The organism is Comamonas sp. lk (genome assembly GCF_900564145.1).
Classification (GTDB): Bacteria; Pseudomonadota; Gammaproteobacteria; order Burkholderiales; family Burkholderiaceae_C; genus Comamonas.
This window is the reverse complement of record NZ_UOOB01000001.1, coordinates 879,269-897,528: the sequence shown is the minus strand read 5'-3', so window position 1 is coordinate 897,528 and position 18,260 is coordinate 879,269. Positions and strand designations below refer to the sequence as shown.

Annotated in this window: 16 protein-coding genes; 11 read left to right on the top strand and 5 right to left on the bottom strand. The window is 63.3% G+C overall.

Features of this window, described 5'->3' with window-relative positions:
* Nucleotides 1–60: 60 nt before the first annotated feature.
* The 8 genes from EAO39_RS04025 to EAO39_RS03990 all read left to right on the top strand — a co-directional run bounded on the left by EAO39_RS04025 (nucleotide 61) and on the right by EAO39_RS03990 (nucleotide 7,015).
* On the top strand, nucleotides 61–345 hold the full coding sequence (locus EAO39_RS04025; RefSeq protein ID WP_120966270.1) for a hypothetical protein: 285 nt from the start codon (nucleotides 61–63) through the stop codon (nucleotides 343–345).
* 45 nt (nucleotides 346–390) lie between these two features.
* Nucleotides 391–1,389 carry an LLM class flavin-dependent oxidoreductase gene (locus EAO39_RS04020; RefSeq protein WP_120966269.1) on the top strand — a complete coding sequence of 333 codons (999 nt, stop codon included), beginning with the start codon at nucleotides 391–393 and terminating at the stop codon, nucleotides 1,387–1,389.
* A 10-nt stretch (nucleotides 1,390–1,399) separates the two neighbouring features.
* The gene (locus EAO39_RS04015) at nucleotides 1,400–2,089 is read left to right on the top strand and encodes a YafY family protein (protein WP_120966268.1); all 690 of its coding nucleotides are present in this window, start codon (nucleotides 1,400–1,402) and stop codon (nucleotides 2,087–2,089) included.
* Between the two features lie 87 nt (nucleotides 2,090–2,176).
* On the top strand, nucleotides 2,177–2,818 hold the full coding sequence (locus EAO39_RS04010) for a glutathione S-transferase family protein (protein ID WP_120966267.1): 642 nt from the start codon (nucleotides 2,177–2,179) through the stop codon (nucleotides 2,816–2,818).
* Nucleotides 2,819–2,885: 67 nt separating this feature from the next.
* Nucleotides 2,886–4,106 carry a type II secretion system inner membrane protein GspF gene (gene gspF, locus EAO39_RS04005; protein ID WP_120966266.1) on the top strand — a complete coding sequence of 407 codons (1,221 nt, stop codon included), beginning with the start codon at nucleotides 2,886–2,888 and terminating at the stop codon, nucleotides 4,104–4,106.
* Between the two features lie 137 nt (nucleotides 4,107–4,243).
* A complete protein-coding gene (locus tag EAO39_RS04000; RefSeq protein ID WP_120966265.1) occupies nucleotides 4,244–5,446 on the top strand; it encodes an ammonium transporter in 1,203 nt (400 codons plus the stop codon).
* Nucleotides 5,447–5,522: 76 nt separating this feature from the next.
* Nucleotides 5,523–6,428: a 5'-nucleotidase gene (locus EAO39_RS03995; protein ID WP_120966264.1), complete on the top strand. Its 906-nt coding sequence runs from the start codon at nucleotides 5,523–5,525 to the stop codon at nucleotides 6,426–6,428.
* Nucleotides 6,429–6,532: 104 nt separating this feature from the next.
* On the top strand, nucleotides 6,533–7,015 hold the full coding sequence (locus EAO39_RS03990) for an EF-hand domain-containing protein (protein ID WP_120966263.1): 483 nt from the start codon (nucleotides 6,533–6,535) through the stop codon (nucleotides 7,013–7,015).
* A gap of 70 nt (nucleotides 7,016–7,085) precedes the next feature.
* On the opposite strand, the gene EAO39_RS03985 is transcribed toward EAO39_RS03990, so the two are convergent.
* The 3 genes from EAO39_RS03985 to EAO39_RS03975 all read right to left on the bottom strand — a co-directional run bounded on the left by EAO39_RS03985 (nucleotide 7,086) and on the right by EAO39_RS03975 (nucleotide 10,541).
* Nucleotides 7,086–7,526 carry a hypothetical protein gene (locus EAO39_RS03985; protein ID WP_120966262.1) on the bottom strand — a complete coding sequence of 147 codons (441 nt, stop codon included), beginning with the start codon at nucleotides 7,524–7,526 and terminating at the stop codon, nucleotides 7,086–7,088.
* A 216-nt stretch (nucleotides 7,527–7,742) separates the two neighbouring features.
* Complete coding sequence (locus tag EAO39_RS03980; RefSeq protein ID WP_120966261.1) at nucleotides 7,743–8,234, bottom strand: DUF1854 domain-containing protein; 492 nt, start codon at nucleotides 8,232–8,234, stop codon at nucleotides 7,743–7,745.
* 3 nt (nucleotides 8,235–8,237) lie between these two features.
* Nucleotides 8,238–10,541 carry an ABC transporter ATP-binding protein gene (locus EAO39_RS03975; protein WP_120966260.1) on the bottom strand — a complete coding sequence of 768 codons (2,304 nt, stop codon included), beginning with the start codon at nucleotides 10,539–10,541 and terminating at the stop codon, nucleotides 8,238–8,240.
* 221 nt (nucleotides 10,542–10,762) lie between these two features.
* Here EAO39_RS03975 and cphA (EAO39_RS03970) point away from each other — a divergent pair, with 221 nt between their 5' ends.
* A complete protein-coding gene (gene cphA, locus EAO39_RS03970) occupies nucleotides 10,763–12,943 on the top strand; it encodes a cyanophycin synthetase (protein WP_120966259.1) in 2,181 nt (726 codons plus the stop codon).
* Between the two features lie 81 nt (nucleotides 12,944–13,024).
* Nucleotides 13,025–15,610: a cyanophycin synthetase gene (gene cphA / locus EAO39_RS03965; RefSeq protein WP_120966258.1), complete on the top strand. Its 2,586-nt coding sequence runs from the start codon at nucleotides 13,025–13,027 to the stop codon at nucleotides 15,608–15,610.
* A 116-nt stretch (nucleotides 15,611–15,726) separates the two neighbouring features.
* Here the strand turns inward: cphA (EAO39_RS03965) and EAO39_RS03960 are convergent, their stop codons facing one another.
* Nucleotides 15,727–16,935 carry an MFS transporter gene (locus tag EAO39_RS03960; RefSeq protein WP_120966257.1) on the bottom strand — a complete coding sequence of 403 codons (1,209 nt, stop codon included), beginning with the start codon at nucleotides 16,933–16,935 and terminating at the stop codon, nucleotides 15,727–15,729.
* Nucleotides 16,936–17,280: 345 nt separating this feature from the next.
* Here EAO39_RS03960 and EAO39_RS03955 point away from each other — a divergent pair, with 345 nt between their 5' ends.
* Entirely contained in the window at nucleotides 17,281–17,784 is a 504-nt protein-coding gene (locus EAO39_RS03955; RefSeq protein WP_120966256.1) for a CreA family protein, read from the top strand.
* Nucleotides 17,785–17,885: 101 nt separating this feature from the next.
* Here EAO39_RS03955 and EAO39_RS03950 read toward each other — a convergent pair whose 3' ends face one another.
* Complete coding sequence (locus EAO39_RS03950; protein WP_120966255.1) at nucleotides 17,886–18,107, bottom strand: hypothetical protein; 222 nt, start codon at nucleotides 18,105–18,107, stop codon at nucleotides 17,886–17,888.
* Nucleotides 18,108–18,260: the final 153 nt, after the last annotated feature.

Here is an 18,260-nt window from a genome sequence, read left to right as displayed (position 1 = left end):
TTTTGCGCATCCAAGGCCCCACCGTACCCCGGAAATGCCTGCTTTGCCACAATCATCGGCATGCTTGAAAACCTTCGTTCTTTCGCCCAGCCCTATGGCGGCGACCTCGTTTTGCCGCTGATCCTGCTGGCCGTCGTCAGCCTGGCGGTACTGTGGCAATTCAAGAGCCGCATGGATGTGGCGCAGCTGCGCCGCATGATCCGCGTCGCAGCGCTGGTGGCGCTGCTGGGCTCGGTTTTTGCCATGCAACTGGGCGCTGCCTATTACGCACTGGCCATCGTTCTGCTGGTCTGGGGTGTGGTGGTCGGCATTGTTTTTGGCAGAGAAATAGGCCGAAAGCGCTGATCGATAAAGCGCATACAGCTATCAAAAACATTTGTTAGAGGCCCTATGAAATCACTAGACAAGATCAAGCTCTCCATGCTGGATCTGGTGGCTGTGCGCGAAGGCGGCACGGTTGCCGATGCGCTCAAGATTGCCGTACGCACCGCCCAGCAGGCGGAAAAACTGGGCTTTAGCCGCTACTGGCTGGCCGAGCACCACAACATGCCAGGCATTGCCAGCTCGGCCACGGCCGTGCTGATAGGCCATATTGCAGGCGCCACGCAAAAAATTCGCGTGGGCTCGGGCGGCATCATGCTGCCCAACCACGCACCGCTGGTAGTGGCCGAGGCTTTCGGCACCCTGGCCGAGCTCTATCCCGACCGCATCGATCTGGGCCTGGGCCGTGCGCCCGGCACGGACGGCCCCACCATGCGTGCCCTGCGCCGCGACCGCGTGGAGACCGAGGAAGACTTTCCGCGCGATGTCCAGGAGCTGCAGCGTCTGCTGGGCCCTGCGCAAGAGGGTCAACGCATCATCGCCATGCCCGGTGCCGGCACCCAGGTGCCGATCTGGCTGCTGGGCTCCAGCCTGTTCTCGGCCCAGTTGGCCGCGCATATGGGTCTGCCCTACGCCTTTGCCTCGCACTTCGCGCCGCGCATGCTGCACCAGGCGCTGGCTGTCTACCGCCAGATGTTCAAGCCCTCGGCTACGCTGGCCAAGCCTTACGCCATCGTCGGCGTGCCTGTGATTGCCGCCCCCACGGACGAAGAAGCGCAGTTTCTGGCCAGCAGCACCTACCAGCGGGTTCTGGGCATTTTGACGGGCAACCGCTCGCGCCTGCAGCCTCCGGTGCCGGGTTTCTGGGAACAGCTCGATGCCCGCGCCCAGGCCGCCATCTCCGACTTTCTGGCCGTGGGTGTGGTCGGCGGGCCGGACACCGTGCGCCAGGGCCTGCAAAAGCTGGCCGAGGAAACCCAGGCCGATGAGTTCATGCTGGTCAGCGACGTGTTCGATGCCGAGCTGCGCCTGCGCAGCCTGGAGATCACCGCCCAGGCCATACAGTGACCGTTCTGCCATGAGCCGCTCGGCCCGTCTGCTGCAGCTGCTGGACAGCCTGCGCCGCGCCCGCCAGCCGCAAACCGGGCCGCAACTGGCCCGGACACTGGGCATCAGCCTGCGCACGCTGTACCGCGACATCGCCACCTTGCGCACCCAGGGTGCAGACATCTTGGGCGACCCCGGCATAGGTTTCGAGATGCGGCCCGGCTTTCTGCTGCCGCCCCTGATGTTCAATGCCGACGAGCTGGAAGCCCTGCTGCTGGGCGCCCGCTGGGCTAGCTTGCAGGCCGACCCGCAACTGGCACAGGCCGCCACGGCCGCCATGGACCGCATTCGCGCGGCACTGCCACTGGATCTGCGCATTGCCGTCGATACCAGCGGCCTGCTGGTTCCCAATATGCAAGACGATCCTCCCGCCGAGCCCTGGCAGGCCGCACTGCGCCGCGCCATCCGGGCCGAACACAAGGTGATGCTGCACTACCGGGACCAGCATGGCGTGCTGAGCCAGCGCAAGATCTGGCCATTTGCCATGGCCTACTTCGAGCGCAGCCGCGTGGTCTCGGCCTGGTGCGAACTCCGTCAGGCCTTTCGCCACTTTCGTGCAGACCGCGTGGACGCGCTGGAGGATCTGGGAGAGCGTTACCCGCAACGACGTCAGGCCTTGATACAGCGCTGGCTGGACGAGACCGGCTGCACCCTGGACTGAGTGCGGTGCTCTGCTGACAGAAACTGTCAGCCTCTCTTCCTACATTGCACCCATGGCGCGTTTGCCATGCCAACAGGAAGAACTGCAATGTCCCCAACCTCTGCCCCCAAGCTGCGCTTCTACAGCAATCCCATGTCCCGCGCTCGCATGGTGCACTGGATGCTGCAGGAGTGCGATGCCGAGTACGAAACCATCACGCTGGACTACGGCCCGCCTATGAAGTCTGCGCAGTATCTGGCCATCAACCCCATGGGCAAGGTTCCGGCGCTGCAGCATGGCGACACCGTCATCACCGAAACCGGGGCCATACTCGCCTATCTGGCCGAGCTTTATCCCGAAAAACAGCTGGCTCCGGCCATGGGCAGCCCCGAGCGCGGCAGCTATTTGCGCTGGCTGTTTTTCGTCGCCGGGCCGGTGGAGGCGGTCTCCACCGCCAAGACCGAAGGCTGGCTGAACGGGCAAACGCCACAGCAGGCGGTGGCTGCAGGTTTTGGGCGCTTTGACGACGTAGTCGCCACCTTGCTGCACGCCGTGCGCGGCAAGCAATATGTCTGCGGCACGCACTTCACGGCGGCAGACCTCTACCTTGCCAGCTATCTGGGCTGGAGCATGCAGCAGGGCACGCTGCCCACGCTGCCGGAGTTCAGCGCCTATGCGCTGCCACTGCTGGCACGCCCGGCCTCCGCCCGCGCCGATGCACTCGACGGCCCGCTGGAGCAACTGGCCTGAGTGTCACAGGCTTCGGGCACAATCATCGGCAGGTGGCCGACGGTCACTGTTTTCATGCCTTTGACTGATGCCCGCCTTCACCTTTGAAGCCCTGGATGCCCAGGGCCAGACCCGCAAGGGCACTCTGGAAGCCGACAATACCCGCGCAGCGCGCAACCAGTTGCGTACCCAAGCACTGATTCCGCTGCTGGTGGAGCCCGTGGGTTCGGGCAATGCACAAGGCCCATCGACATCGAACTGGTTCAGCCGTCCCGTGCTCAACTCCACCTCGCTGGCGGTCTGGACTCGGCAGCTCTCGGGTCTGGTCAGCTCCGGCCTGCCCATAGAGCGTGCGCTGGCGGCCTTGACGGAAGAGGCAGACGACAAACGGCTGCACCAGTTGATGGCCTCGCTGCGGGCCGAAGTCAATGCAGGCTCCACTTTTGCGCGGGCGCTGGGTCAGCATCCGCGCGAGTTCTCCGATATTTTCTGCGCCGTGATTGGTGCGGGCGAGGCCAGTGGCAGCCTGGGTGCGGTGCTGGAGAGCCTGGCCGACGATCTGGAGTCGCGCCAGGCGCTGCAATCGAAGCTGATTGGCGCATCGCTGTATCCGGCCATCGTCACCCTGGTGGCCATCGTCATCGTGCTGTTTCTGGTCAGCTATGTGGTGCCCCAGGTGGCCAGCGTGTTTGCCGGCACCAAGCGTGCACTGCCGTTTCTCACCGTGGTCATGCTTTCCTTGAGCAGCTTTGTGCGCAGCTATGGCTGGGCCATGCTGGCGCTGCTGGTGCTGGCAGGCATAGGCTTTCGCATCGCGCTCAGGAACGAAGCGTTTCGCGAACGCTTTGATGCCCAGTGGCTGCATATCCCGCTGATAGGCCGCCTTGCACGCAGCTACAACGCCGCCCGCTTTGCCGGCACGCTGGCCATGCTGGCCAAGGCGGGCGTGCCGATTCTCAAGGCCTTGCAGGCCGCCGCCGAAACCCTGAACAACCGCGCCCTGCGCGCCGATGCGCTCGATGCGCTGGCCATGGTGCGCGAAGGTGCACCCCTGGCCTCGGCCCTGGCGCAGAAAAAACGCTTTCCCGGGCTGGTGGCCATGTTTGCACGTCTGGGCGAGCAGACCGGCCAGCTGCCGCTGATGCTGCAGCGCGCGGCCACCCAGCTCTCCACCGAAGTACAGCGCCGGGCCATGCATCTGGCCACCATTCTGGAGCCCCTGCTCATCGTGGCCATGGGCCTGATCGTCATGCTCATCGTTCTGGCCGTGCTGATGCCCATCATCCAGCTCAACCAGTTTGTGAAATAGCGCACCAGACGGGGGCGCGCACCATCCAGAGCCACCACTCACTTCAGAATGGCGCGATTTTTGCTTTTTTTGGTGCATTGCGTTTTTTCCACGCAATGCTGCACCAATAACTAGCAAACTTCAGCTGGAGCGTTTTCATGGAAGCACTAAAACAGGGCGCTGATGCCCTGTTCATTTTGATGGGCGCAGTCATGGTCCTGGCCATGCACGCAGGTTTCGCATTTCTGGAGCTCGGCACCGTGCGGCGCAAGAACCAGGTCAATGCACTGGTCAAGATCCTGGTGGACTTCTCGGTCTCTACCGTGGTCTATTTCATGGTCGGCTACGGCGTGGCTTACGGCACGCACTTTTTCGTGGGTGCCGAGCAACTGGCCGCGTTCAACGGCTATGCACTGGTCAAGTTCTTCTTTCTGCTGACTTTCGCCGCCGCCATCCCGGCCATCATCTCGGGCGGCATCGCCGAGCGTGCCAAGTTCTGGCCGCAGCTGATCGCCACCGCCGTCATCGTCGGCCTGATCTACCCCTTCTTCGAAGGCATTGTCTGGAACCAGCATTTCGGCGTGCAGGCCTGGATCAAGGCGCTGACCGGTGCCGAGTTTCACGATTTCGCCGGCAGCGTGGTCGTCCATGCCGTGGGCGGCTGGATTGCCCTGGGCGCCGTGCTGCTGCTAGGCCCACGCAGCAACCGCTACCGCCGCGATGGGGCCATTGCCGCCACCCCGCCATCGAGCATTCCGTTTCTGGCGCTGGGCGCCTGGATTCTGACCGTGGGCTGGTTCGGCTTCAATGTCATGAGCGCCCAGACCCTGGACAAGATTTCGGGCCTGGTCGCCGTCAATTCGCTGATGGCCATGGTCGGCGGCACGCTGGCGGCCTTGGCCGTGGGCAAGAACGACCCGGGCTTTGTGCACAACGGCCCGCTGGCCGGCCTGGTCGCCGTCTGCGCTGGCTCGGATCTGATGCACCCGCTGGGCGCACTGACTGTGGGCGCGGCGGCCGGCGCCATCTTCGTGATCATGTTCACGCTGACGCAAAACCGCTGGAAGATCGACGACGTGCTGGGCGTGTGGCCGCTGCACGGCCTGTGCGGCGCCTGGGGCGGCATTGCGGCCGGCATCTTCGGCAGCAAGGCCCTGGGCGGACTGGGCGGCGTGCACCTGGGCGCCCAGCTGATCGGCACGCTGATGGGCGTGGCCTGGGCCACGGCCGGTGGCTTTCTGGTCTACGGCCTGCTCAAGACCACTTTGGGCCTGCGCCTGAACCAGGAGCAGGAATTCGACGGCGCCGACCTCTCCATACACCGCATCAGCGCCACGCCGGAGCGCGAAGCCAACTGGTAAGGCAGCGGAGGCGGAGGATGAGGCAGGCTGCGTATCATCTGAAGCTGTCTGCCCACCTACCGGAAGCTGTACCACCATGGCCCTGACCCTGGACGAGAAAATCGTCGTCGCCATCTCCTCGCGCGCGCTGTTTGACTTCGAGGAAGAAAACCGCCTGTTCGAGAACAGCAACCCCGCCACCTACCTGAAGCTGCAGCGCGAGCGCCTCGATGTACCTGCCGCGCCCGGCGTGGCCTTCTCCCTGGTCAAGAAACTGCTGGCCTTCAATACCGAGGCCCAGCAGCGCGTGGAAGTGGTGCTGCTGTCGCGCAACGATCCCATCAGCGGCATGCGGGTGTTTCGCTCGGCCAAGGCCCACGGCCTGCACTCCATTCAGCGCGGCGTATTCACCCAGGGGCGCGACCCCTTCAGCTATCTGCGCCCGCTGGGCGCGCAGCTGTTTCTGTCGGCCAATGCCGAAGACGTGACCCAGGCCCTGCAACTGGGCTACCCGGCTGCCCATGTCTACACCGACTCCAGGCGCGCCAGCGGCAGCCACCCGCAGGAATTGCGCATCGCTTTTGACGGCGACGCCGTGCTGTTTTCCGACGAGGCCGAGCGCATCTACCAAAGCCAGGGTCTGGCGGCTTTTCAAAAACACGAGGCAGAAAAAGCCAGCCAGCCGCTGCCCGAAGGCCCGTTCAAGCCCTTGCTGGCAGCCCTGCACCGACTGCAGCAGGTGGATGCACCCGGCATGCAGATCCGCACGGCCCTGGTCACCGCCCGCAGCGCCCCGGCCCATGAACGGGCACTGAACACGCTGATGGACTGGAAAATCGATGTGGACGAGGCCATGTTTCTGGGCGGCCTGCCCAAGGGCGGTTTTTTGCGTGAGTTTGAACCTGACTTCTTTTTTGACGACCAGACCGGCCATGTGCGCAACGCGGCCAGCCATGTGCCATCAGGCCATGTGCGCAGCGGCGTGGCGCACGAGAAGGCGTAGATACATCCGTAAAGTTGCGCAAAGCCTGGCAAGCGATTGCAAAAGCCTGACCGCTGGCGCGGACTGCAGTTGAGAATCAGGCTATCGCCCCCAACTGGAGTTCCATGTCGAAAGTTTTCCCTCACTCTGCCGCCCCGATTTCCCGCACCGCTTCCACCCGTCTTGCCGCCCGCTCATCGACCATGATGAAAGCCGCCATGACGGTGCTGCTGACCAGCGCCTTTGTGCTGCTGCCCACGGCGCGCGCCGATGATGCGGATGCCGACAAGGCCCAGGGCGCGCAGCTGTCCAAGGGCGAGATCAAGGCCCAGCAGCAATTCAAGATGCTGGACTTCAACCATGACGGCAAGCTGAGTCGCAAGGAAGTGGCCATCATTCCCAAGCTGGCAGCGGCCTTTGATGAGACCGACACCAACAAGGATGGTTTCGTGACCTATGAGGAAGTGCGCGCCTTTGCCGTCAAGTACCGCGCTGCACGGGAATCGGCCAAGGCTGCCGAAGTGGCCAAGAGCGCCAAGACCCAGCCGGAGCACCACGCACCCGCTCCTGATTCAGAAGCAGATAGCACTGACGCTGCAAAAAACTAAGCGGTTTTGAGCTTCAAACTGCCTGAAAAGCCTACGCATGCCGCTCTGAAAAGCAGAGCAGCATCGGCTTTCAGCTCTTGTCGCCGCCCGTGCGCTTGACCTTGGGTTCCGAGTAGGTCAGCGGTTCGTTGCGGGCCGACAGCTTGTTGTTCAACACATCCTCGGCCTTGCTGCTGTCCTGCGCCTGCTCCACGGCCTGGGCGCTGGCCCGCCACATGGACTGAATGAACTCGATCAGCTGCTTGGAAATCGGCTCCTTGGGCGGCTCCTCCACCTCCTGCTTTTGCTTGACCTCCTCGGCCAACGTCCAGTCGCGGTTTTCCGCATCGGGAGCGGATGGTTTCTCGGGCTCGCGCAGCGTGCGGCCCTCGCCCAACTTGTCCACAGACTCGATCGCATTCACCGCATTGACGGGCCGCACCGGCACGGCGCCGGAAGCACCGGTGGAATACAAATCGGCACCCTGAGTTCGCCACGGGGTGCTGGAGCGGTCAACAGGTGGTATTTGCATGACGAGCCTCTCTTGGGGTTGGCGGGATTGCAGGCGAAAAAACAGCTTTCTCGCCGTGTTATCGACCCATCTTGAGAAAACTAAAGCACTTTTTCATTCTTTATTTGATAGCACGCAGCGATTACCCAATAAGGGCTTGAGTCTGTTTTTATTCAAAAACCATGAAAAAAGGCCTTGCTGCGGCGCAGCAAGGCCTTTGTACGGTGTGGGGCGCGATTACAGAAAGCGCTCCAGCAGCTTGCGCGAAGCTCTGTCGAGCTGGTGGGTATCGGGAATGCGGAACTGCACGCCATCCTGGCCGGTGATCTGCAGCTTGGTACGGCCCGCCAGCTTGCGTATGTCTTCCTCGGCCTTGAGCACCATTTGCGTGACACCGCGGTCGGTCTGCAAGTCCCAGGTGCTGGGAGTGGAGAAGCTGGAGACCTTGAGAATGCGCTCGATCGTGGGCACAAATTCGCGCGCGGCCAGGTCTTCCTCGATCAGTTGGCGATGGGCAGGCTGCAGATCGTCCATGCGGGCCACCCACAGCGCTTCCTTGCCGTCGGCGGCGATCAGCGACAGCCCTTCGGTAGGCGCGGCAATCGGAAAGGCCCGCACGGGCACCACGGCCGTGTACACCGTGCCGTCGCCCAGCGTGAGCACCAGGCGGCCATGGGGATTACGCACCAGCTGCATGCCGGCCAGATCGGAGTGGGGAGTGTTGATCATCACTTATTCCTTTGTCGCCAGGGCCGGGGTCTGCAGCGTCAGGCCTGCGGCTTGCGCATCTTCTTCGGCGCGGCGGGCCTGGGCTTCGTACAGACGCCAGTAAGCGCCCTTTTTTCCCATCAGCTCGTCGTGCGGGCCGACTTCCACAATCTCGCCGCGGTCCATGACCACCAGACGGTCGGCCTTGCGCAGCGTGGACAGGCGGTGGGCAATGGCAATCGTGGTGCGGCCTTGCACCAGATTGTCCAGCGCCTTCTGGATTTCCTTTTCGGTCTCGGTGTCCACGGCCGAAGTGGCTTCGTCCAGGATCAGGATGCGCGGATCGATCAGCAATGCGCGGGCAATCGAGATGCGCTGGCGCTCGCCGCCCGACAGGCCCTGGCCGCGCTCGCCCACCAGCGAGTCATAGCCATGGGGCAGGCGCAGAATGAACTCGTGCGCATGGGCGGCACGGGCAGCGGCCACGATTTCCTCGCGGCTGGCACCGGGCTTGCCATAGGCAATGTTCTCGGCAATCGTGCCGAAGAACAGGAAGGGCTCCTGCAGCACCAGGCCGATATTGCTGCGGTAATCCGACACCGACATGCGGCGCACATCCACGCCATCGAGCTGGATCGAGCCTTCGGACACGTCGTAGAAGCGGCAGATCAGGTTGACCAAGGTACTCTTGCCCGAACCGCTGTGACCCACCAGACCAATCATCTCGCCGGGCTGAATCTGCAGATCCAGATTCTTGATGACGGAGCGGCTGCCATAGCGAAAGCCCAGGTTTTCCATGGTGATGGCGCCCTTGACCTTGGGCAACTTCACGGGATTAGTGGGCTCGGGCACGTTGCTGACATGGTCCAGGATGTCGAAAATGCGCTTGGCCCCGGCCGCTGCCTTCTGGGTGACAGAGACGATGCGGCTCATGGAATCCAGACGGGTGTAGAAACGGCCGATATAGGCAATAAAGGCCGTCAGCACACCGACGGTGATGGAGCCGCCAGCGACCAGATAGATGCCAAAGCCCCAGACAATCAGGATGCCGATCTCGGTCAGCAGCGTGACGGTGGGCGTGAACAGCGACCAGGTCTTGTTGACCTTGTCATTGGCTTCCAGATTGACCTGATTGGCATCGGCAAAGCGGTCGGCTTCGCGCTTTTCCTGGGCAAAAGCCTTGACCACGCGGATGCCGGGAATGGTATCGGCCAGCACATTGGTCACTTCGGACCAGACGCGGTCAATCTTTTCGAAGCCGGTACGCAGGCGATCGCGCACGGTGTGGATCATCCAGGCGATGAAGGGCAAGGGCACCAGAGTGACCAGGGCCAGCCAGGGATTGATGGAGAACAAGATGGCCGAAGTCATCACGATCATCAGCACATCGGTGGCGAAATCCAGAGCGTTGAGCGACAGGAACAGGTTGATGCGGTCGGTTTCGGCCCCGATACGCGCCATCAGATCGCCCGTACGCTTGCTGCCGTAAAAATCCACCGACAGATTCAGCAAGTGCTTGTAGGTGGTGGTGCGCAGATTGGAGCCTATGCGCTCGGACACCTTGGCCAGCACAAAGGTACGCGCCCAGCCCAGCGCCCAGGCCAGCAAGGCAGAAACCAGCAAGGCGCCCAGATAGAAGCTGACCAGGCTGGGATCAATCTTCTCGCCGTTCTGGAACGGGATCAGTATCTTGTCCATCAGCGGAATGGTCAGATACGGCGCCACCAGCTGGGCCGCCGTGGTGCCAAGCGTCAGCAAAAAGCCCAGCAGTAACTGCCCCTGGTAAGGCTTGGCAAAGCGCCACAGGCGCAGCAGCACCCAGGTCGAGGTCTGCGGAGCTTGCTGGCGTGCGCAGGCCGGGCATTCGTCGGTATCGGGCGGCAGGGCCGCGTGGCAGACCGGGCAGCGGGCCGCCTCCTCGTCGGTCACGGCGCTATAGCTTTCCTGGCGCGCAATGCGCTCGCGCTGGCGGTCGAACTGCTGCATCAGCAGCAAGATGGCCGTCTGGTGCTTGAGGGTGATGTACCACCTGGACAGGCGCGCATCATGGTCGTGCAGCTCCAGATTGCCCACGCCGCCATGATCCTGCAGACGCAAACTTTGACCCACAGTGAGTTTCCACTCACTCCACTGCTGAGTCTTGGGATCACAGGCCAGCAGCCTGTCCGGCGTCAAGGCCAGCAGGCCGTTGCCAAACTGCAAATCTGCGCTCAGGTCAACCGGGACGATGGCCAGCACGTTTTCATGAGGAGCGAGCTTGGCTCGCAATTCGTCCCCCAAGGGTCCGGCAAAGACTGCCGAGGCGTCCACAGTATGGTGATGTTGCATCTTGAATTATTTTTCTCCGCCCCTGGCGGCTCCGATATTCGTGCGGGAAACCGCATTGGCAGGCTAAACGCGGCAGAGCCGGGCGCTCAATACCCCTCTATCAACGCGCGAACCTGCAATTAGGCTGACATCCCGCTATACGTCTATTCTGGGCGCACAATGCCAACCCATATTTGGCAGAGTTTACAAATCCTGTTCCTCCTTATTACTGCTGACAGAACATGGCGAAATTCAACGACATCCAACTCTTGCGCACAACTTTTCTGCGTGGCCCCAGTGTCTGGACCTACCGCCCGGTTCTGGAGGTGTGGCTGGATTTGGGAGAGCTGGAAGACTATCCGTCCAACAAGATTCCCGGCCTCAACGAGCGTCTGACCGCCTGGTTGCCCGATCTGATCGAGCACACCTGCGGCGTAGGCGAGCGCGGCGGCTTCATCCAGCGCCTGGAAGGCGGCACCTGGATGGGCCATGTGCTGGAGCACGTGATCATCGAGCTGCTGAACCTGGCCGGCATGCCGGCCGAATTCGGCCAGACGCGCGAGATCTCCAAGCGCGGCGTGTACCGCATGGTGTTCCGTTGCCCCGAAGAGGCCGTGGCCCGCGTGGCGCTCGAAAACGGTCACCAACTGCTGATGGCAGCCATCAACGACGAAGCGTTTGAGCTCAAGCCCGCCATTCACGCCATCAAGACGGCCATCAACGACCGCTATCTCGGCCCCTCCACCGGCTGCATCGTCGATGCCGCCGGCGAGCGCCGCATTCCACATATCCGCCTGAACGACGGCAATCTGGTGCAGCTGGGCTATGGCGCTGCGCAACGCCGCATCTGGACGGCCGAATCCGACCAGACCAGCGCCATTGCCGAAGGCATTGCGCAAGACAAGGATTTCACCAAGCGCCTGCTGACCGCCTGCGGCGTGCCCGTGCCCGAAGGCCAGATCGTGGCCAGCCCTGAAGAGGCCTGGGAAGTGGCGCAGGACATCGGTTTCCCCGTCACCGTCAAGCCCTCGGACGGCAACCATGCCCGTGGCGTGACGCTGGAGCTGTCCAAGGAAGCCGACATCAAGGCCGCCTTCGCCCTGGCCCAGCCCGAAGGCTCGGACGTGATCGTTGAAAAATTCATCGACGGCGTGGAGCACCGCCTGCTGGTGGTGGGCGGCAAGGTTGTCGCCGCCACCAAGGGCGAGACCGTCAGCGTGCACGGCAACGGCATCGCCACACTGGCCGAGCTGGTGGCCGTGCTCAACCAGGATCCCCGCCGCGGCCCCGAGCAGGAGTACCCGCTGGACTGGATCAAGCTGGAAGCCGGCGCCGTCAAGCTCGAACTCAACCGCCAGCACCTGACGCCCGACAGCGTCATTCCTCAAGGACAGGCCGTGCTGCTGCAGCGCAACGGCAATATGGCCATTGACTGCACCGATGACGTGCACCCCGACGTGGCCTATTACGCCACGCTGGCAGCCAAGATCGTGGGTCTGGATATCGCCGGCATGGACATGATCCTCAAGGATGTCTCCCAGCCCCTGAAGGGCCAGGGCGCCATCCTGGAAGTCAATGCCGGCCCCGGCCTGCTGATGCACCTCAAGCCCACCAGCGGCGCGCCCCGCCCCGTGGGCATGGCGATTGCCGATCACCTCTTCCCCCGCGAAGATGGCGCCGGCGCCGGCCGCATCCCCGTGGTGGGCATTGTGGGCACGCGCAACAACGCGTTTATCGCCCGCCTGGTGGGCTGGCTGCTACAGCTGTCCGGCAAGCTCACGGGCGTGGCCAGCAGCGAGGGCATGTTCCTGGCCAACCGCCAGACGCAAAAGACCAATACGGCCAACTGGGCTGGTGCGCACCGCCTGCTGACCAACCGCCTGGCCGAAGCGGCCGTGATTCAAACCACCTCGCGTTCGATTCTGGAAGAAGGCCTGTCCTACGACCGCTGCCTGGTCGGCGTGGTCACCGATATGGACGGCTTTGAGACTCTGGCCGACCACGACGTGCAGGAAGCGGCCAATATGCGCCGCGTCATGCGCACCCAGATCGATGTGGTGCTGGACGAAGGCGCAGGCGTGCTCAATGCCGACCTGCCCGAGGTGGCGGATCTGGCCGAACTCTGCGATGGCGAAGTGATTCTGTACAGCGCCGATGCCGGCAATGCCGTGGTGGCGGCCCACCGCGCCAACACCGAGCAGCAGCATGAAGGCGGCCGCGCCGTGCTGATCAAGGGCAACACCGTGGTGCTGGCCACAGGCACCCAAGAGCGCCTGCTGGGCACACTCGAAGCCCTGTCCCTGCCCGGCGGCAAACGCCCCGACACGCCAGCCCTGCTGGCAGCGATCGCCACGGCCTGGGCTCTGGATATCACGCCCGAGCTGATCGGTGCCGGTATCAAGACCTTCGAATACTCCGCCTGATTTCACGCAACCAAAGAAGAAATGCAAACAGCCCGGCGGCATACAGATGCTGACCGGTCTGCCATCTGAAAGAACCCACTTATGCAGATCACCCGCATCCGAGCCTTGCGTGGCCCCAATCTCTGGACTCGCAGCACCGCCATCGAGTCCATCGTGCAGTGCGAAGACAACGAGCAGCGCTACACCGCCATTACCGGCTTCGAAGAAAAGCTGCGCGCGCGCTTTCCCACCATAGGCACGCTGCAACCGCATGGCGCCAACCAGCATCTGTCGCTGGCCCATGTGCTGGAAGTCGCGGCCCTGTCGCTGCAGGCCCAGGCGGGCTGCCCCGTCACCTTCAGCCGTACGCACGAGACCGTGGAACACGGCACCTACCAGGTCATCGTCGAGTACTCCGAGGAATCCGTGGGCAAGCTGGCCATGGAACAGGCCGAAGCCCTGATCCAGGCAGCACTCAACGACACGCCTTTTGACAGCGAAAAAGTCATTGCCCAGTTGCGCGATCTGGACGAAGACGACCGTATCGGCCCTTCGACCGGCGCCATTCTGGATGCGGCCATCGCCCGTGGCATTCCCTATCGTCGCCTGACAACCGGCTCTCTGGTGCAGCTGGGCTGGGGCTCCAAGGCCCGCCGCTTTCAGGCAGCAGAGCTGGATTCCACCAGCGCCGTGGCCGAATCGATTGCCCAGGACAAGGACCTGACCAAACGCCTGCTGCATGCTGCCGGCGTGCCCGTGCCGCTGGGCCGCCCCGTGGCGGACGTGGAAGACGCCTGGGTCGTGGCCCAGGAAGTGGGCCTGCCCGTGGTGGTCAAACCCCAGGACGGCAACCAGGGCAAGGGCGTGGTGGTCAACATCACCACCCGCGAAGGGCTGGAAGCAGCCTTCAAGGTTGCCAGCGAGTTCGGCGACGAAATCATGGTCGAGCGCTTCCTGCCAGGCCACGACTTCCGCCTGCTGGTGGTTGGCGGCCAACTGGTGGCTGCCGCCCGCCGCGAGCCACCCCAGGTGCTGGGCGACGGCTCGCACACCATTGCCGAGCTGGTAAACATAGTCAACCAGGACCCGCGCCGCGGCTCGGGTCACGGCACGGCCCTGACCAAGATTCGCCTGGACGATATCGCCATTGCCCGCATTGCCTCCGAAGGTCTGACTCCCGACTCCGTGCCCGCCCAGGGCCAGCGCGTGGTGCTGCGCAACAACGCCAATCTATCCACCGGCGGCAGTGCCACCGATGTGACCGATGACGTGCACCCCGAAATCGCGGCCCGCGCCATTGAAGCCGCCCAGACCATTGGCCTGCACATCTGCGGCGTGGACGTGGTCTGCGAGACCATGCTCAAGCCCCTGGAAGAGCAAAGCGGCGGCGTGGTCGAAGTCAATGCCGCCCCCGGCCTGCGCATGCACCTGGCCCCCTCCTTCGGCAAGCCCCGCAACGTGGGCGTGCCCATGGTGGACGAGCTGTTTGCCGCCGGCAATGACGGCCGCATTCCGCTGGTGGCCGTCACCGGCACCAATGGCAAGACCACGACCACCCGCGTACTTGCACATTTGTTCACCTCCCACGGCTGGCGCACCGCCATGACCAACACCGATGGCGTGTATGTGAACGGCCGCCAGATCGACAGCGGCGATTGCTCCGGTCCCAAGAGTGCCCGCAATGCCCTGGCCCACCCCGAGACCGATGCGGCCGTGCTCGAATGCGCACGCGGCGGCATCTTGCGCGAAGGCCTGGGCTTCGACCGCTGCCAGGTGGCCGTGGTCACCAATGTGGGCGAAGGCGATCACCTGGGTCTGAACTTCATCACCACCAAGGAAGATGTGGGCGTCTTGAAGCGCGTCATCGTGCAGAACGTGGCCACCGACGGCTACGCCGTGCTGAACGCTGCCGATCCGCTGGTCGCCAATATGGCGACAACCTGCCCCGGCAAGGTCATCTTCTTTGCCGCCGACCGTCACCACCCCGTCATGGCCACGCACCGTGCCCAGGGCAGCCGCGTGGTCTATGTGGATGGCGATGCCATCGTGGCCGCCGAAGGCTCGTGGCGCGAATCCATCCTGCTGCGCGAGATTCCCCTGACCCGCAACGGCACCATCACCTTCCAGGTGGAAAACGTCATGGCCTCGATTGGCGCTGCCTGGGCTGTCGGCCTGCCCTGGCAAACCATTCGCCGCGGTCTGGCAGGCTTTTTGAACGACAGCGACAACGCACCCGCACGCTTTAACGTGATGGATTACAAGGGCGCGACCGTGATTGCCGACTACGGCCACAATCCCGATGCCATCCGCGCCCTGTCGCAAGCCGTGGGCGCCATGCCAGCCAACAAGCGCAGCGTGGTGATCAGCGGCGCCGGCGACCGCCGCGACCAGGACATCGTCGAGCAGACGCAAATCCTGGGCAAGGTGTTCGACGACGTGATCCTCTACCAGGACGCCTGCCAGCGCGGCCGCGCCGACGGCGAGGTACTAGGCCTGCTCAAGCAAGGCCTGGAAGGCGCTCCGCGCACCAGCTACAGCACCGAGATCCATGGTGAATTCCTGGCCATCGACCACGCTCTGGAACGCCTGCAGCCTGGCGATCTGTGCCTGGTACTGGTCGATCAGGTGGAGGAAGCCCTGGAACATTTGCGCAAGCATGTAGCCGGTCAGTCCCAGCCTGCAGCCTGATCAAGCTGCCCAGCCAACCAAAAAGCCCGAGACGCCTATCTCGGGCTTTTTTCATAGCAGCTAACGCTTTGATTGAATGGGCTTGATCCCATTTTCACTGAAACTCTTGAAGCACTTTACGCAGCTGCAGCCAGCGCTGCATGGCTGCGCCGCATGCTGAACGTACCCATAGCCGCCAGCACGGCCAGCAGCAGACCCAGCGTGCAAGCACCCTGCCAGCCATTGATGCGCCAGGCCAGCGTCCCCAGGGCCGAGCCCAGTGCTGCGCCCAGAAAGTAGCCTGTCATGTACACGGCATTCATGCGCCCGCGCGCTGCGGGCAGCAGCTGGGCCACCGTGGCCTGATTGGTGATGTTCAGGCACTGCAGACCCAGATCGATCACGATCAGGCCCAGCACAAACCACCCCAGATGCGCACCGCCCCACCACAACATGGGCCAGGACAGCAGCAGCGCCAGCGCGCCAATCGCGCAGCTCACGCGGCCCAGGCCTTTGTCCACCAGCCGTCCGGCCTGGGTCGCCACCAGGGCACCGGCGGCACCGGCCAGACCGATCATGCCGATCTGCCCATCCCCCAGACCCAAGGGCCCGCTGGATAGCTGCAGCGCCATGGTGGAGAACAGCACGCTGACTGAAGCAAAGGCCAGCGCGCTTACCAGGGTGCGCTGGCGCAGCGCCTGCTGGCCGCGCAGCAGCTGCCACATGCTGGCCAGCACCTGGCCGTAGCTCACCGGCACGCTGCTGCGTGATGCAGGCAGCATCTTCCACAACCACAGCGCCACCACGGCCATCACCACGGCGGCGCCCTGGTAGACCGCCTGCCAGCCCCAGGCTTCAGACACCATGCCCGCCACGCTGCGCGCCAGCAAAATGCCCAGCAGCAAGCCACTCATCACCCAGCCCACGGCGCGCCCGCTCTGGCCTGGCATGGCCAGGGCGGCAGCCATGGGCACCAGCACCTGAGCTGCCACGGAAAACAGGCCGGCCACCACGGTGCCGGCCATGAAGGCCTGAACGCTGGGCGCAAAACCGCAGATCGCCTGGCCCACGGCCGCCAACAGCATCAAACTCACGGCCAAGCCCCGGCGCTGCAGCTTGTCGGCCAGCGGGGCCAGCAGCAGCAAGCCGCTGGCATAGGCCATCTGGGCCAGCGTCACGCTGGCCGCGGCGGTCGCTTGCGCCACCTCGAAATGCTCGGCGATCGAGTGCAGCAGCGGCTGATTGAAGTAATTGCCGCCGGCACACAAGCCACAGGCCAGAGCCATCAGCAGCAAAGAAGAAGCACCCAGACCTTGCGGTGCGGGCGCGGCAGAGTTCACAGACATGCCTATCGCTTTTCCGAAAATGCGGCCTGCGCAGCAGGCCCTGGGCGTGGAGCAAGCCAACGCCATCCGGCAGCCGTTCGCCAAAACCGGCTTGCAGCTGCCAAAGAAAGGATTCTTGAAATCGGTCGACAAGCCATACAGGCTTGCAGGTGGACGGGCTACAGAGAGCCCGTCGGGAGGCGCTGTGCTGCAGCAGCAACACAGGCGGGGAACAAGAGGCGTCCATTGTCGCCACCGACCTGCCAGCCGGCTTGGGCACCAGGCAATGCCCCGGGCGATATCAAGGGTTAACCCTTGATTCAATGCAAACCGCAGAGCCTGCTGCGGCCGTCATCAAACGGCCTTATGCTCTGGCGAATGAAACGTCTTTCAGTTTTTCTGGCCGCTGTTGCTGCCGTCGCAGCCAGCCTCTCCTTCATGGGCCTGGGCCATGCCGAGCAGATTGGCGCGGTGGATACCGTGTTCAAGCTCATAGGGCCGGACCACAAAATCGTGGTCGATGCCTATGACGATCCCAAGGTGCAGGGCGTGACCTGTTATGTCTCGCGTGCCAAGACGGGCGGCATCAAGGGCGGGCTGGGCTTGGCCGAAGACCGGTCCGAAGCCTCCATCGTCTGCCAGGCCACGGCGGCCATCCAGATTCCTGCGCCCATCAAGCAGCAGGAAGAAGTGTTCACCGAGCGCACCTCGCTGCTCTTCAAACGCCTGCGCGTGGTGCGCATGGTCGATGAAAAGCGCAACTCTCTGGTCTATATGACGTATTCGGACCGCGTCATCGAAGGCTCGCCCCAAAACAGCGTGACGGCCGTGGCCGTGCCGGCCAGCACGCCGATTCCGCTGAAAAAGTAATAACCAGAGCAGGCTGCGCAATTGCAGCCTGCCTTTGATCTGGTTTTTATGGGGATTTTCTAGCCACGCAAGGCCAGGCTTTCATCGGTGCCTTGCGCTTCTTATGGACTGAACGTCATGCCGCCCGCATCCAGTGCCGGCGGCCGCTGCAAATCCTCGTTCACGCCCATAGCCTGGCTGGCGCGTTCCACGGCCTGCCACAGCGGAGCGGGCATTTGCAAAATGGCTTCGGGGCTGATCGCATCGTCGATCCAGTTGCTGATCTGCAGATGCTGTTCTTGGGTGAGCAGGTCCAGGTGCAGCATTTCGTCTATGGTTTTCATGGTGTTCCTCCCTGCTTGTGGTGCCCGGCGCTGCACTGACTGCGCCGGTCTTGTCTATCCAATATAGGGGCAAAAACAGCAGCTACAAGCAAAGTGGCTAATGAATAAAACCATAGCTGGCTGCGCTTACCCATCAAGCACCAAAGCCTCTTC